Raw genomic sequence first — 15,512 nt, forward strand, 5'->3', positions numbered from 1 at the left:
TTCTCTATGTCTTTAACGCTCTTTGTATCATGATTATGGCGACTTATGAAACCTTTGCGGCTGTCTATGATGCCGTTATGGATGACAGGCTGTATGATTTGTGGACGGATTTTTCCCTCCGCCATCTCCCAAAGACAAAAGATAAGAAAAAATTACTGGAATTGGCGTGTGGGACAGGGATTCAGTCTGTCCGCTTTTCCCAAGCTGGTTTTGATGTGACAGGGTTTGACCTGAGTTCTGATATGCTGAAAATCGCTGAGAAAAGAGCGGCTTCAGCCAAGCAAAAGATTGATTTTATCGAGGGCAATATGCTGGACTTGTCGCAAGCAGGTAGCTACGACTTTGTGACCTGCTATTCCGATTCCATCTGCTACATGCAAGACGAAGTAGAAGTGGGAGATGTCTTCAAAGAAGTCTATAATGCTCTTAATGAAGATGGTGTTTTTATCTTTGATGTCCATTCGACCTACCAGACTGATGAGGTTTTTCCAGGCTATTCTTACCATGAAAATGCGGAAGATTTTGCCATGCTCTGGGATACCTACGAGGATGAAGAACCTCATTCGATTGTCCATGAGCTGACCTTCTTCGTCCAAGAAGAGGATGGCTCCTTTAGTCGCCATGATGAAGTCCATGAGGAGCGCACCTATGAAGTCTTGACCTATGATATCTTATTGGAGCAGGCTGGCTTTAAATCTTTCAAATTGTACGCAGACTTTGAAGATAAGGAGCCGACAAAGACCAGCAAACGATGGTTCTTCGTGGCACAGAAGTAGGACAGTATGACAGTTACAGGTATTATTGCAGAATTTAATCCCTTTCACAATGGGCACAAGTACCTGCTGAAACAGGCAGAGGGGCTGAAGATTGTGGCTATGTCCGGGAATTTTGTCCAACGTGGTGAGCCTGCCATTGTAGACAAGTGGACGCGAGCCCAGATGGCTTTGGAAAATGGAGCGGACCTGGTGGTCGAGCTCCCCTTTCTCGTGGCTGTTCAGTCAGCTGACCATTTTGCCAAGGGCGCGGTGGAGATCTTGTCCCGTCTGGGAATTGATCAATTGACCTTTGGGACAGAAGAAGTCTTGGATTACCAAGCGATTGCGACAGTTTACTCTGAGAAAAAAAGAGAAATGGAAGCTTTCCTACGAAGTCTTCCAGAAGATTTATCCTATCCACAAAAGACCCAAAAGATGTGGGAAACCTTTGCTGGAGTGGAGTTTACAGGGGCTACTCCCAACCATATCTTGGGCTTGGCTTATGCCAAGGCTTGTGCTGGGAAGGCGATTGCGCTTAAGCCCATCCAACGGCAGGGAGCGGGCTACCATTCAGAAGAAAAAGAAGTGGCCTATGCTTCTGCTACGAGTCTTCGCCTTAACAAGGAAGATCAGGACTTTGTTGACAAATTTATGCCCAATAGCCAACTCTTTCAGTCGGCTCCGCAGGTGACTTGGGAAGATTATTTTCAACTGCTCAATTATCAAATCCTAACCCATCCGGATCTGACACAGATATTTCAGGTCAATGAAGAACTGGCCAATCGGATAAAGGATGCCATTCGAAGCGCGAGCTCTGTGGAAGACTTGGTTAACCAGGTGGCGACCAAGCGCTATACCAAGGCGCGTGTGCGCCGCATTTTGACTTATATCTTAGTAGGTGCGAGAGAAGAAATCTTGCCGACCGCTATCCATGTCTTGGGCTTTACTGAAAAAGGCCAAGCCCACCTCAAGTCACTAAAAGGTCAAGTGAACGTTGTGACACGAATTGGCAGAGAACCTTGGGATGCCTTGAGCCAGCAAGCAGACCAAGTCTATCAATTGGGCCATCCCCAACTACCGGAACAAACCTGGGGCCGGGTGCCAATGAGAGTGGAAGAATAAACAGTTTACTTGAGGGTGGGGATTTTTTGATAGCTGATATAGAATTATCAAGTTCTCTGCTGGAAGAAAATTCCAATAAAATCCACCGTTAAAAATAGAAAATTCTAGTCTAAGTTAGGCGATTTGTGATATAATGTTAAAGATTGAAAATAATATGAACCAAACACAAGGAGAATCCTCATGGGACGTAAATGGGCCAATATTGTAGCCAAGAAAACTGCCAAAGATGGTGCCAACTCAAAAGTATATGCCAAATTTGGTGTTGAGATCTATGTAGCCGCTAAAAAAGGTGAACCAGATCCAGAATTGAATACTGCTTTGAAATTCGTTATCGACCGTGCTAAACAAGCGCAAGTGCCAAAACACGTGATTGATAAAGCGATCGATAAGGCAAAAGGAAACACGGACGAAACCTTTACAGAAGGACGTTACGAAGGGTTCGGACCAAATGGTTCTATGTTGATCGTTGATACCTTGACGTCAAACGTTAACCGTACAGCTGCCAATGTCCGTGCGGCTTTTGGTAAAAATGGTGGGAACATGGGAGCTTCTGGTTCTGTATCTTACCTCTTTGACAACAAGGGTGTCATCGTCTTTGCTGGTGACGATGCGGATGCTATCTTTGAGCTTTTGCTCGAGGCAGATGTGGATGTAGACGATGTCGAAGCAGAAGAAGGAACCATCACTGTTTACACAGCTCCAACTGACCTTCACAAGGCTATCGTTGCCTTGCGTGAATCAGGTATCGAAGAATTCCAAGTGACTGAATTGGAGATGATTCCTCAGTCAGAAGTGGAATTGTCAGGGGAAGACTTGGAAACCTTTGAAAAACTCTACAGTGTTCTTGAAGACGACGAAGATGTTCAAAAGATCTACACCAACGTAGATGGATTCTAATAGAAATAGACCTTTGAAGATGATTTCTTCAAAGGTTTTTTTCTTGTGCTTCGGCTTTTTAGGAAAGGTGGGAGAGGTCATGAAAACAATGATATAGTCCCTAGCTATAACTGAGAGAAAAAAATAGGAATTAGACGAATAGAGATCACAGTGATAGAATAGAACTATGCTAGAAAGGGGACGAGAAATGGTTTCATTTTCCTATGAACATCTAGTGCCCATTCGGCATTATGTGCATCAGCATCCAGAATTGTCTGGACAAGAATACCAAACCACAGCTTATCTCAAAGCCTATTTGGAAAAGCTTGGTGTACGCATTTTAAACAGTGGATTAAAAACAGGCTTGATTGCTGAAATTGGGCAGGGTAAACCTATCATTGCCCTTCGCGCAGATATTGATGCCCTTCCAATTCAGGAGAACACGGGTCTCGACTATCAAAGTCAAAACCCTGGTGTCATGCATGCCTGTGGTCATGACTTCCACCAGGTGAGCCTCTTAGGGGCTGCAGAAGTCCTAAAAGGTATGGAAGCGGACTTAAAGGGAACGATTCGATTCATCTTTCAGCCAGCTGAGGAGACTTCTGAGGGAGCATCTGCTGTATTAGCGACCGGACACCTAGAAGATGTAGAGGCTATCCTTGGCTTTCACAATATGCCGTCTTTGCCTGCGGGTCAGTTGGCCTTGCGCCCAGGAGCTATGATGGCAGGGGTTGAAAAATTTAAGGTGACTGTCACTGGGGTGAGCAGTCATGCTGCCAGGCCGGATCTCGGTTTGGACACTGTTGTAGCAATCACTAGTATGGTCCAGCAGTTGCAGACCTTGGTCTCTCGCACGGTTTCGCCATTTGAGACAGCCGTTCTATCTGTGACCCATATCGAAGCTGGTTCAACCTGGAATGTTCTACCAAAGTCTGGTTATTTTGAAGGAACTATTCGAACCTTTAATCCAGATCTCCAGAAACGCCTAAAAGCGGATTTCATTCGCGTGATTGAGCAAATCTCCAATAGTACAGGAGTCATGGTCCAGTTTGAATGGGGCAAGACGCCCCCGGTCACCTATAATGATAAGGCCTTGGCTAAAAAAGTCTTTCGCTGGTCTAAGTCTTTTGCAGAAGTTGTAGAGGCTCAGCCATCGACAGCGGGTGAAGATTTCGCCTTTTATCAGGAGAAAATCCCAGGGGTTTTTGCTTTTATTGGATCGAATGGTGCACCGGATGCACCGGATCTCCACCATGATAGCATGGTCATAGATGATGCTGCTTTTGCAGTATCGGTTCCCTATTACGTAGAAAATGCCCTCGCTTTGCTGGAAAAATTTTCAACCAAATGAGACGTGATAGATAAAACCTATCACCTCTATAAAGAAAATATAATACCCAAGAGTTAGGAATTTTGATATGATGGAAAAAGCTGTTTTTTTACAGAGGAATAAACAATTTTAGTGAAAAGGAGAACAAATGAAATTGAATAAATTCATCAAATATGTTGGTTTGAGTCTTGTGGGCTTGGCGGCAGTTGGGACTTTGGTAGCCTGCTCATCAAAGTCATCAAGTCAATCAAGTGGAAAACGGACCATTGAAGTCGCTACGGTTGGAACAACCAAACCCTTCACTTATGATAAGGATGGGGAATTGACGGGTTATGAAATCGAAGTCATGCGTGAAATCTTCAAAGGATCAGATAAATATGAAGTCAACTTTAATAAGACGGAGTGGTCTTCAATCTTTGCAGGCTTAGACGGTGATCGTTACCAAATCGGTGTCAGCAACCTTAGCTACGATGAAAAACGTGCGGAAAAATACTTGTATCCAAATCCTTACGCAAAGAACCCAGTGGTCTTAGTGGTTAAAAAAGGATCAGGCATCAAGTCATTAGATGATATCGGTGGCAAGTCTACAGAGGTCATCCAAGGTACATCTACAGCGAAACAGTTGGAAGCCTACAATGAAGAGCACAAGGATAATCCAACAGAGCTCAAATATACAGAGGGTACCATCCAATCCATTCTGGCTAATTTGAGCGATGGCCGTTCAGATTATAAGATTTTTGAACGTTTGACAGTTGAGGCCATCATCAAGGACCAAGGCTTGGATAACTTGGAGGTCATCGAACTACCAAGCGATAAACAACCATACGTATACCCAATCCTTGCTAAAGGTGAGAAAGAATTGGAAACCTTCGTCAACAAACGGATCAAAGAATTGTACGAAGATGGGACACTGGAAAAATTGTCTAAGAAGTACTTCGGTGGAACTTTCCTTCCAGAAGCTTCTGATATTAAATAAGGTTATTTAAAAACATCATAAGGAGAAAAGAATATGAAATTAACAAAACTTTTTGGAGTAGCAGCTCTTGCTACCGTTGCAACATTTGCTTTAGCAGCATGTGGTTCTTCAAAATCATCTAAATCATCTGATAAAGATGGTGTGACAACTGTTAAAGTTGGGGTGATGAGCTTAAGCGATACAGAAGAAGCTCGTTGGAAAGAAGTGCAAAAGAACTTGGATGACGCAAAAGCAAACATCAAGTTGGAATTCACTGAGTTTACAGACTATTCTCAACCAAACCAAGCTGTTCGTGATGGCGATGTGGATATCAATGCTTTCCAACATTACAACTATCTTGAAAACTGGAACAAAGAAAACAACGCAGACCTAGTTTCTGTTGCAGATACTTACATTGCGCCAATCCGTCTTTACTCTGGTACAAAAGATGGGAAAAATAAATACACAGATGTGAAAGACATTCCTGAAAAAGGAACGATTGCAGTACCCAACGACCCAACAAACGAAAGCCGTGCTTTGTATGTATTAGAATCAGCTGGTTTGATCAAGTTGGATACAAAAGATGGGGAATTGGCTACCATCAGCAACATCAAAGACAATCCAAAGAATTTGACAATTTCTGAGTTGGACGCTTCTCAAACAGCTTCTTCACTTCCATCAGTTGATGCAGCGATCATCAATAACACTTTTGTTCGTGAAGCAGGTATTGATTACAAGAAAGCTCTCTTTGTAGAAAAAGCAAACAGCAATTCTAAACAATGGTACAACTTGATTGCAGCTAAGAAAGATTGGAAATCATCTGATAAAGCGAAAGCAATCGAAGCTATTATTAAAGCTTACCATACTGATAATGTGAAGAAAGTGATTGAAGAATCTTCAGACGGTATGGACCAACCAGTTTGGTAATCAAGAGGATGAATAGAGAGGTGGAGAAGATTTTCTCTACCTCTTATCGTGTATAGTAGGAGGAAATGATGTCGAATCCAAGAGAGACAGAACAAATACGCAAATTTGAAATCGATGAGGTCGCTCAGCATTATTTTGAAGTCCTAAGAACTCTCATCTCCAAGCGCTCCATCTTTGCCCAGCAGATTGGTCTAAAAGAAGTGGCAACCTACTTGGGAGAAATCTTCACAGCTGCAGGGGCTAAGGTAACTGTTGATGACAGTTATACAGCGCCATTTGTTATTGCTAAATTTGTTTCACCCAATCCGGATGCGAAGACCATCATTTTCTACAACCATTACGATACAGTTCCAGCAGATGGCGACCAGTCTTGGACAAGTGATCCCTTCACGCTTTCGGTCCATTATGGGACCATGTATGGTCGAGGGGTAGATGACGACAAGGGGCATATTACCGCACGCTTGACGGCTATTCGAAAATATATCCGTGAGAATGGTGACCTTCCGGTTAACATTACCTTTATCATCGAAGGAGCAGAAGAATCTGCCTCAACAGATCTGGACAAGTATCTAGCTAAGCACAAAAAACACTTGCGTGGGGCAGACCTCTTAGTCTGGGAACAAGGGACCCGTAACCAACAAGGGGAACTGGAAATCTCAGGTGGAAACAAGGGGATTGTTACCTTTGACATGGTGGTCAAAAGTGCAGATGTGGATATCCATTCCAGCTATGGTGGGGTGGTGGAGTCAGCATCCTGGTATCTGCTCAATGCTTTGTCCAGCCTTCGAGATAAAGACGGTCGCATCTTGGTGGATGGCCTCTATGATTTGATTGAGGAGCCTAACGAGCGGGAATTGGCCTTGATTGACCGTTATGCCAATAAGACAGCAAACGATGTGACTGAGATTTACAATCTCCAATTGCCTATCTTGAAAGAGGAACGCAGTGAGTTCTTGAAACGATTTTATTTTGAACCAGCTATGAACATTGAAGGCTTGGGGACAGGCTATCAGGGTCAAGGAGTCAAAACCATTCTACCTGCAGAAGCTCGAGCCAAGATGGAAGTTCGGTTGGTGCCTGGCTTGGAACCCAAACAAGTCTTAGAATTGATTCGTGCTCAGTTGGATAAAAATGGCTTTGAGAAGATTGATCTCGTCTATACACTAGGGGAAATGAGTTATCGGAGCGATATGAGTGCGCCTTCCATTCTCAATGTCATTGATCTGGCCAAACGCTTTTATCCAGAAGGGGTCTGTGTCCTTCCAACAACTGCAGGCACTGGTCCCATGCATACGGTCTTTGAGGCCTTGCAAGTTCCTATGGCTGCCTTTGGAATCGGAAATGCCAATAGTCGAGATCATGGTGGGGATGAGAATGTGAAAATTGCTGACTACTATACCCATATTGAATTAATTAAGGAGTTAATCACAAGTTATGAGTAAAGAAATTATCAAATTGGACCATATCGATGTTACCTTTCATCAGAAAAAACGGGAAATTGTAGCCGTGAAGGATGTGACCATTCATATCAATGAAGGGGATATTTACGGGATTGTTGGTTATTCTGGAGCAGGGAAATCAACTCTTGTACGGGTCATCAATCTCTTGCAAGTACCGTCAGCAGGAACGATCACCGTAGATGGGGATGTCATCTATCAAGATCAGGTGACCCTAAATGCGGCTGCTTTACGCCAAAAACGTCGGGACATTGGTATGATTTTCCAACATTTCAATCTAATGGCCCAAATGACCGCTGCTGAAAACGTGGCTTTTGCCCTCAAACATTCAGACTTATCTAAAGAGCAAAAGGCTGAAAAAGTAGCCAAGTTGTTGGAGCTAGTTGGACTGTCAGATCGGGCGGACAACTATCCTGCTCAATTGTCAGGTGGACAAAAACAACGGGTGGCGATTGCGCGTGCGCTCGCCAACGATCCAAAGATTTTGATTTCTGACGAATCAACATCCGCCCTAGATCCAAAAACGACCAAACAAATCCTTGCTCTTCTGCAAGAGCTGAATCAGAAGTTGGGCTTGACAGTGGTCTTGATTACCCATGAAATGCAGATCGTTAAAGACATTGCCAATCGAGTGGCTGTCATGCAAAATGGTGAATTGATTGAAGAAGGTTCTGTTTTAGATATCTTCTCTAATCCTAAGAATGAATTGACGCAAGACTTCATCACAACAGCAACAGGAATCGATGAAGCCATGGTGAAAATCAACCAGCAACAAATTGTTAAGCAATTGCCAGCTGATTCTGTTTTAGCCCATTTGAAATATTCTGGTTCGGTGACAGACACAGCGATTATTAACGATATTTATAAACAGTACCAAGTGTCTGCAAATATTCTACACGGAAATATTGAAATTTTGGATCATACCCCTGTTGGTGAATTGGTTGTTATCCTAACTGGGGAAGCAACGAATCTATCTGCAGCACAGCGGGATTTACAAGCAGCTGGTGTTTCTGTGCGTGTCTTAAAAGAAGGGAGTAATGCATGATTGACTTTATTCAAACCTATCTACCAAATGTTTATCGGATGGGCTGGAGTGGCCAAGCTGGATGGGGGACAGCGATTTATCTGACCCTTTACATGACCTTTATCTCTTTTGTGATTGGTGGTTTATTGGGCTTAATTGCAGGTTTATTACTGGTCTTGACAGCACCTGGTGGGATTATCGAGAATAAATTGGTTTTCCATATCTTGGATAAAATCACTTCCATCTTCCGTGCGATTCCTTTTATCATCTTGCTAGCCTTGATTAATCCCTTTACTCGTATGATTGTCGGAACTGGGATTGGTCCTACGGCAGCCTTAGTTCCCCTATCTTTAGCTGTCTTTCCTTTCTTTGCCCGCCAAGTTCAAGTCGTTTTATCTGAGCTTGACCGAGGTGTGATTGAAGCGGCCCAAGCAAGTGGTGCAACCTTCTGGGATATTGTTGGTGTCTATCTTCGTGAAGGACTTCCTGATTTGATTCGCGTCACAACCGTGACCCTCATTTCCTTGGTTGGTGAAACAGCTATGGCGGGAGCGATTGGAGCGGGAGGTCTAGGAAATGTCGCTATTTCTTATGGTTACCAACGCTTTAATAATGATGTCACCTTACTAGCAACCTTCTTGATTCTGCTGTTGATTTTCTTTATTCAATTTATTGGTGATTTCTTGACCAAGAAAATTAGTCACCGGTGAGGATGGGTAAGGTATATAAAATGATACAGAAACATCAGTTTAAGCAGGTTGCAGCCTTTGCAGGCCTGTACTTTCTTGCCATTGGCTTAGGCGTCCTACTTGGAAGTCTGGTAGACAATCGAGGAAATATGTTTTATGCTCCAGCTTTCTCCGCCCTAGTGGGTGGAGGGATCTATCGAGTCTATGTTGAAAAAATTCAACGAACAGGAGCCATTCTAATAGTCGCTCTTGTGATTGGTGCCTTTTTCCTTTTCACCCATCATGGGGCTGGAGCCTTTCTTCTTGCTGTTATTGGAGGTCTTTTGGCCGAATTGGTCGCAGCCCGTGGACACTACCAGTCGAAGGTAGGCAATGCGCTTTCTTTCCTCCTCTTTTCCTTTACGACGACAGGGCCCATTCTGATGATGTGGATTCAACCGGCTAGTTACCGTGCTTCTTTACTAGCACGTGGGAAAGCGATGGATTATATTGAACGCGTTATGGTACCGTCGAATATAGAGACAGTAAGCTGGTTTTTATTGACCCTTCTTCTTGGAGCTCTACTAGGTTATCTTCTTGGACAATTGGTCTATCAAAAGCTAGATAGAAAATAAGAGATGGAGAAGAAATATGCACAATAATTTACTAGTCCTTCAGTCAGATTTTGGTCTGGTAGATGGGGCTGTCTCTGCTATGATCGGGGTTGCTTTAGAAGAATCACCAACCCTCAAGATTCACCACTTGACCCATGACATCACACCTTATAATATCTTTGAAGGAAGTTACCGCCTCTTTCAAACGGTGGATTACTGGCCAGAAGGAACGACCTTTGTTTCGGTCGTTGATCCGGGTGTCGGCTCTAAACGAAAGAGCGTCGTAGCTAAAACAGCGAAGAATCAATACATTGTTACTCCGGATAATGGAACCCTATCTTTTATCAAGAAACATGTAGGGATCGTTGCCATTCGTGAGATTTCAGAGGTCAAAAACCGTCGGGCCAATACTGAATTTTCTTATACCTTCCACGGGCGTGATGTCTATGCCTATACAGGAGCTAAGTTGGCCAGTGGGCATATCAGCTTTGAGGAAGTGGGTCCAGAGCTCAGTGTCGAACACATTGTAGAAATCCCAGTGGTGGAAACTGTTATAGAGAATAATCTTGTCAAAGGAGCCGTTGACATCTTGGATGTACGTTTTGGTTCTCTTTGGACCTCGATTACTCGGGAAGAGTTTAATCATTTGGAACCCGAATTTGGGGAACGCTTTGAAGTAACCATCTATAACAATGACATGCTGGTTTACCAAAACCAAGTGACCTATGGCAAGTCCTTCGCCGATGTGCGGATTGGCCAGCCAATCCTTTATATCAATTCCCTCTACCGTGTTGGTCTTGCCATCAACCAGGGATCTTTTGCCAAGGCCTATAATGTAGGAGTTGGGGCTTCTTGGCATATTGAGATTAGAAAAATAGAAAATTAATAGGAGATATAATATGAAACAAAAACAAGCTTTTTCAATTAAGGATGTTGTAGCCATTGGGGTTGGAGCAGCCCTCTTTGTGGTCATTGCGATGATTCCAATTCCGGCGCCAGCTCCAAATACGAGCATTCAGTTGCAGTTTGCTCTTCAAGCTCTCTTTAGTGTGATCTTTGGTCCGATTGTTGGTTTCTTGATGGGCGTGATTGGTCATGCTATTAAGGACGCTATGTCAGGTGGTCTTTGGTGGACTTGGATCATTTCTAGTGGCTTGTTTGGTCTCTTTGTTGGTTTGTTCCGCAAACAAATCGGTGACCTCAAAGGAGAAGTGACCAAGAAAGAATTGATCGTTTTTAACGTTGTGCAAGTCATTGCCAACTTGCTTATTTGGGGATTGATTGCTCCGGTTGGGGATGTCTTGATCTACCACGATAATCCAAATAAAGTCTTCTTACAAGGTGTTGTTGCGGGTTCTGTCAATGCTTTAGTGGTAGCTATTGCAGGTTCACTCCTCTTGATTGCCTATGCTCGTACCCAAACAAAAGATGGAAGTTTGTCTAAAGATTAATAGAAAATAAGAAAAAAAGCCTGGGAATCCAGGCTTTTTTTTGTGTATCGAAAATATTTTTTACAAAATGTAAAATATATATTGCAAAATATAAAATATAGTGTATAATAGAGCTATAAAAACAAGAAAGGAAAAGCCTGTGGCGAAAAATCTCAAATTAAAAATGGCCCGGGTCGAGCACGATATGACCCAGGGGGATCTTGCAGATGCCATCGGGGTGACCCGCCAGACCATTGGCCTGATTGAGGCAGGGAAATACAATCCAACCCTCAGCCTCTGCCTGGCCATTTGTAAGACATTGGATAAGACACTGGATCAACTGTTCTGGGAGTAACAGTTTTTAACAATAGAAAGAGGAATCATATGAAACAAAAGAAAGAACCAATTGTAAAAGATGAACGGACCATGCTGATTGATGGAAAAATTGCGGGGGAACTTGTTCTTGGAATGACCTGCTTTATTGCAGTATCCGCCTTTGTGAAAGCTAGTATCCTGGACTTGGACCTACTAGCCTATATACCAGAGCTCATTCTCTTGATTGCCATGGGAGCTTATGCCCTTGTCAGAAGGATTAGTTCTGGGATTGATGTTCGAGATATGTTAGAAACAGACAGCTGGTTCAGTCGCATTGGCTCAGGTATCTTATTTGCCTTATTTGTGGTCGCAACGGATGTGATTGGAAAGCGGGAAACGATGAGCTTTATGCTTAGTCCCAAGTATCTGCTCAAAATCGTTCTTGCCATTCTAATCTTTGCCTTTCTGACTTATCTGTTAGAAAAACCACTCGCCTTCATCAATCGGAAAAAACAGAAGAAGATCGAGGCAGAATTAGAGGACTAAGGGGGTAGCCTAAAAAGTTTTTAAAGAATTTGAATAAAAGTCTGGAGTCCCAGGCTTTTATTTTTCGGTCAAATAAATTGCATTCGTTTTCTTGGGAGAGTATACTGGTATAGTTGAATGAAAAATTCTGATAATTTAATCTTAGAAAAGAGAATCTTATGGCAAAACCTATTCGTGTCTTACTTTACTATAAATATGTTCCCATCGAAAACGCAGAACAATTTGCGGCAGACCACTTGGCTTTCTGTAAGTCGATTGGCCTCAAAGGGCGTATCCTAGTCGCTGACGAAGGGATTAACGGAACTGTTTCTGGCGACTACGAAACTACGCAAAAGTACATGGACTATGTTCACAGCCTTCCAGGTATGGAAGACCTCTGGTTCAAGATGGATGAGGAAGAAGAGCAAGCTTTCAAGAAGATGTTTGTTCGCTACAAAAAAGAAATCGTTCACCTTGGGTTAGAGGATGAAAACTTTGATGAGGACATCAACCCCCTTGAAACAACAGGTGCTTACTTGTCTCCAAAAGAGTTTAAAGAAGCTCTTCTAGACGAAGATACCGTTGTCCTTGATACTCGTAACGACTACGAGTACGACCTTGGACACTTCCGTGGGGCTATCCGTCCAGATATTCGCAACTTCCGCGAGTTGCCACAATGGGTTCGTGATAACAAAGAAAAATTCATGGACAAACGGGTTGTAGTATACTGTACGGGTGGTGTCCGCTGTGAGAAATTCTCAGGCTGGATGGTCCGTGAAGGCTACAAAGATGTCGGCCAATTGCACGGTGGTATCGCAACTTACGGAAAAGATCCAGAAGTTCAAGGAGAACTGTGGGATGGGAAGATGTATGTCTTTGACGAGCGCATTGCGGTTGATATCAACCATGTCGATCCAAGCGTTGTCGGAAAAGACTGGTTCGATGGTAAACCTTGCGAACGCTATGTCAACTGTGGAAATCCTTTCTGTAACCGTCGGATTTTGACTTCAGAAGAGAACGAAGACAAGTACCTCCGTGGTTGCTCACACGAGTGTCGTGTTCACCCACGCAATCGTTATGTTGAAGAACACAAGATGTCACAAGCAGAAGTTAGCGAGCGTTTGGCAGTTATCGGTGAGACGCTTGATGGAGAACCTGCATAAGGTAAAAACAGCCCTTTGGCTGTTTTTTTATATGGAAAATCATGAAAATTTGTGCTATAATTTGGTAAGCGATTACATAAAGGAGAAAACAAATGTCAGTTGTGTTTTCAATTCGAAATAAAAAGAGTATGTTTGGTTATCAAAAAGTGATGCCGGCTAAAGATGTATTAAATTTGGTGGAGGGAGTACTTACCTACAGTTTTGAGGAAGCCATGCTTAGTCGCTCTCTCAAAGATTTTCCAGCTATGCTGTGTATCCGCTATGGAAAGAGCTGTTTGCCAATCATCCTTCGTTATCTGGATCAAGAGCATGCTTATCAGTTCATCCTTGCAGATTTTGCAACCCTTGAAGATTGGCGACTCATTTTAGAATGGCTCAGTGCCCTTGCTCGCCAGTTGGGAAATGAGATTCACGATAATTTGGGGACCAGCTATGACGCAGATTCTATTTTCTCTTTTGACTATGAGACCTATTTGTTGAAGAATTTACAGAATCTAGAAAAAGACCCTGACCTTCATCAATACCAGCTTCAAGGATTTGCTCATCCTGTTATCTTAGATCGTGAGCTCCTCCGTAAAATCTTAGATTCTCCTCAACCTTTAGAGGAGTTCAGTCAAGTGGTTAAAAAGGTACAATACAGCTCCGCTTTCTTTAGTCAAGTCCGTTTCTACCGTCAGAACGAAACGGGAGGCATCATTGGCAGTTACAGTCTAACAGAAGATACGGATACCGTTTTGCCACGTGTGCCTTTTGTGCCTGCAGAGTTTGTAGAGAAGGTCAATATGGATGAGGTCATCGACTGGAAAGTGAACTTAGTGGAAATCACTGGGAATCTCGATATGCCAGAGAGTTATAAGCCGGTGGCAGCTGTGAATTTAGAAGCTCTACTGGATGCTTTGGACTCAAGTGAATTTGAATTATTGGATGCCAATCAAATTGAAATCAAAAAATTGTCCAAGGAACGCTTGTTGCAATTGGCCCAACTCGAATAAAAAAAGTTCTCAATTCTGAGAACTTTTTTTGTTAGTTTGATTCGTGTGGCAAGATCAAGTTGAGGATGATTCCTGTCATAGCTGAGAGAGCTGTTCCTGCCAGGGTCACTGGACCGAGTTTCAGTGTTGCTCCACCAAGTCCAAGAACCAACATGGCACTTGCAATAATTAGGTTGCGCATCAAGCTGAAGTCAACGCGTTCTTTGATTAAGACTTTCAAACCGTTACTTGCGATCACCCCGTAGAGAAGGATGGACATCCCACCGAGAACAGAGTTTGGAATGGTAGAAATGAGAGCAGTAAATTTACCAAAGAAGCTCAAAGAAAGAGCGATCAAGGCAGCATTTCGGATAACGGAAACAGAAGCAATACGAGTCATCCCAATCACTCCTGTATTTTCTCCATAAGTGGTATTAGCTGGACCACCAAGAAAGGCCGATACAGAAGTTGCAATCCCGTCACCAAGAAGGGTACGATGAAGTCCAGGTTGTTTCAAGAATTGACGGCCACAGATTTGGCTAAGCACCGTATGGTCACCGATATGTTCTGAAATCGTTACGATAGCGATTGGCAAGATGGCGATAGTTTCAGGACCAAAGTACAAGTTGTATTGTTTGAAGGCACCACCTGTATTGAAAGGAAGATAGAAGCCAGGAATCTCAAACCAGTTAGCTTTGAGGACTGGTTTGAAGTCAACCAAGCCCAAGCAGACTGCGAAGACATAGCCACCGATAATGGCAAAGAGGAAAGGAATAATTTTGAAGAAGCCTTTTCCTTTGGTGTTGATGAAGGCAGCGATTAGGAAGGTCACGACAGCGACAAGGGCGTTTTTCCAGTCTCCTCCTTCAACAAAACCAGCGTTCTTAACAGCTGATCCTGCAAGACCTAAACCAATAACGATGATCATAGGTCCAATGACAACTGCAGGAAGCAATTTGTCAATCCAGCGAGTGCCAGCAACTTTAACACCTGCTGCGACAAGCACGTAGATCAGACCAGTCAGGATAACCCCAGTTTGGGCCGCATCGACTTTTCCGCCCATTTCCTTCATCGCCAGAGCCATGGCTGTGATGAAGGCGAAGGAAGAGCCGAGGTAGACAGGGACTTTAAATCCGGTACAAGTCATATAGATCAGTGTCCCAACACCTGATGCAAAGAGGGCAACAGATACGGGCATGCCTAAGATGAGTGGTACCAGGATGGTTGCCCCAAACATGGCAAAAACGTGTTGGAAACTTAATAAGATTCCTTTTAGGGGTGCCGGATTTTGGTCGACATCCAGGAGCAAATCAACAGTTGATTCTTCTTTCATAATAACCTCACTTTTGGGCACCAAAAAAGAGCCCATGATTTTTTTGA

The 15,512-nt window shown here is 43.3% G+C and carries 17 protein-coding genes; 16 read left to right on the forward strand and 1 reads right to left on the reverse strand.

Annotation, left to right across the window (positions count from 1 at the left end; genetic code table 11):
- Positions 1-35: 35 nt before the first annotated feature.
- The 16 genes from D7D50_RS05370 (at position 36) to D7D50_RS05445 (ending at position 14,153) form a co-directional block, all read left to right on the forward strand.
- Positions 36-776, forward strand: coding sequence for a class I SAM-dependent DNA methyltransferase (locus tag D7D50_RS05370; RefSeq protein ID WP_318057115.1), 741 nt, complete (start codon positions 36-38; stop codon positions 774-776).
- Between the two features lie 6 nt (positions 777-782).
- Positions 783-1,877 carry a nucleotidyltransferase gene (locus D7D50_RS05375; protein ID WP_120701681.1) on the forward strand — a complete coding sequence of 365 codons (1,095 nt, stop codon included), beginning with the start codon at positions 783-785 and terminating at the stop codon, positions 1,875-1,877.
- Positions 1,878-2,057: 180 nt separating this feature from the next.
- Positions 2,058-2,774, forward strand: coding sequence for a YebC/PmpR family DNA-binding transcriptional regulator (locus tag D7D50_RS05380; RefSeq protein ID WP_006146163.1), 717 nt, complete (start codon positions 2,058-2,060; stop codon positions 2,772-2,774).
- 187 nt (positions 2,775-2,961) lie between these two features.
- On the forward strand, positions 2,962-4,104 hold the full coding sequence (locus tag D7D50_RS05385; protein ID WP_120701682.1) for an amidohydrolase: 1,143 nt from the start codon (positions 2,962-2,964) through the stop codon (positions 4,102-4,104).
- A 127-nt stretch (positions 4,105-4,231) separates the two neighbouring features.
- The gene (locus D7D50_RS05390) at positions 4,232-5,059 is read left to right on the forward strand and encodes an amino acid ABC transporter substrate-binding protein (protein WP_117744610.1); all 828 of its coding nucleotides are present in this window, start codon (positions 4,232-4,234) and stop codon (positions 5,057-5,059) included.
- A 33-nt stretch (positions 5,060-5,092) separates the two neighbouring features.
- Entirely contained in the window at positions 5,093-5,965 is an 873-nt protein-coding gene (locus D7D50_RS05395) for a MetQ/NlpA family ABC transporter substrate-binding protein (RefSeq protein ID WP_117744609.1), read from the forward strand.
- Between the two features lie 68 nt (positions 5,966-6,033).
- Positions 6,034-7,407, forward strand: coding sequence for a M20/M25/M40 family metallo-hydrolase (locus D7D50_RS05400; protein ID WP_120701683.1), 1,374 nt, complete (start codon positions 6,034-6,036; stop codon positions 7,405-7,407).
- Positions 7,400-8,467 carry a methionine ABC transporter ATP-binding protein gene (locus D7D50_RS05405; RefSeq protein ID WP_120701684.1) on the forward strand — a complete coding sequence of 356 codons (1,068 nt, stop codon included), beginning with the start codon at positions 7,400-7,402 and terminating at the stop codon, positions 8,465-8,467. Before D7D50_RS05400 ends, D7D50_RS05405 begins: the two co-directional genes overlap by 8 nt.
- Positions 8,464-9,156, forward strand: coding sequence for a methionine ABC transporter permease (locus tag D7D50_RS05410; protein ID WP_006595735.1), 693 nt, complete (start codon positions 8,464-8,466; stop codon positions 9,154-9,156). The genes D7D50_RS05405 and D7D50_RS05410 overlap by 4 nt, the downstream gene beginning before the upstream one ends.
- Before the next feature lie 20 nt (positions 9,157-9,176).
- Positions 9,177-9,749 (forward strand): MptD family putative ECF transporter S component, encoded by a 573-nt coding sequence (locus D7D50_RS05415; RefSeq protein WP_227877717.1) that lies wholly within the window; start codon positions 9,177-9,179, stop codon positions 9,747-9,749.
- A 16-nt stretch (positions 9,750-9,765) separates the two neighbouring features.
- On the forward strand, positions 9,766-10,614 hold the full coding sequence (locus D7D50_RS05420) for an SAM hydrolase/SAM-dependent halogenase family protein (RefSeq protein WP_120701686.1): 849 nt from the start codon (positions 9,766-9,768) through the stop codon (positions 10,612-10,614).
- Positions 10,615-10,627: 13 nt separating this feature from the next.
- Complete coding sequence (locus D7D50_RS05425) at positions 10,628-11,179, forward strand: ECF-type riboflavin transporter substrate-binding protein (RefSeq protein ID WP_120701687.1); 552 nt, start codon at positions 10,628-10,630, stop codon at positions 11,177-11,179.
- Positions 11,180-11,318: 139 nt separating this feature from the next.
- On the forward strand, positions 11,319-11,513 hold the full coding sequence (locus tag D7D50_RS05430) for a helix-turn-helix transcriptional regulator (protein WP_003005328.1): 195 nt from the start codon (positions 11,319-11,321) through the stop codon (positions 11,511-11,513).
- 29 nt (positions 11,514-11,542) lie between these two features.
- Entirely contained in the window at positions 11,543-12,019 is a 477-nt protein-coding gene (locus D7D50_RS05435) for a DUF6773 family protein (RefSeq protein ID WP_120701688.1), read from the forward strand.
- Positions 12,020-12,177: 158 nt separating this feature from the next.
- The gene (trhO, locus tag D7D50_RS05440; RefSeq protein ID WP_120701689.1) at positions 12,178-13,161 is read left to right on the forward strand and encodes an oxygen-dependent tRNA uridine(34) hydroxylase TrhO; all 984 of its coding nucleotides are present in this window, start codon (positions 12,178-12,180) and stop codon (positions 13,159-13,161) included.
- Positions 13,162-13,253: 92 nt separating this feature from the next.
- The gene (locus D7D50_RS05445) at positions 13,254-14,153 is read left to right on the forward strand and encodes a DUF4299 family protein (RefSeq protein ID WP_120701690.1); all 900 of its coding nucleotides are present in this window, start codon (positions 13,254-13,256) and stop codon (positions 14,151-14,153) included.
- Positions 14,154-14,184: 31 nt separating this feature from the next.
- Here D7D50_RS05445 and D7D50_RS05450 read toward each other — a convergent pair whose 3' ends face one another.
- Positions 14,185-15,465: a uracil-xanthine permease family protein gene (locus D7D50_RS05450; protein WP_023024169.1), complete on the reverse strand. Its 1,281-nt coding sequence runs from the start codon at positions 15,463-15,465 to the stop codon at positions 14,185-14,187.
- Positions 15,466-15,512 lie beyond the last annotated feature (47 nt).

It is taken from the genome of Streptococcus koreensis, assembly GCF_003627135.1.
Lineage (GTDB): Bacteria > Bacillota > Bacilli > Lactobacillales > Streptococcaceae > Streptococcus > Streptococcus ilei.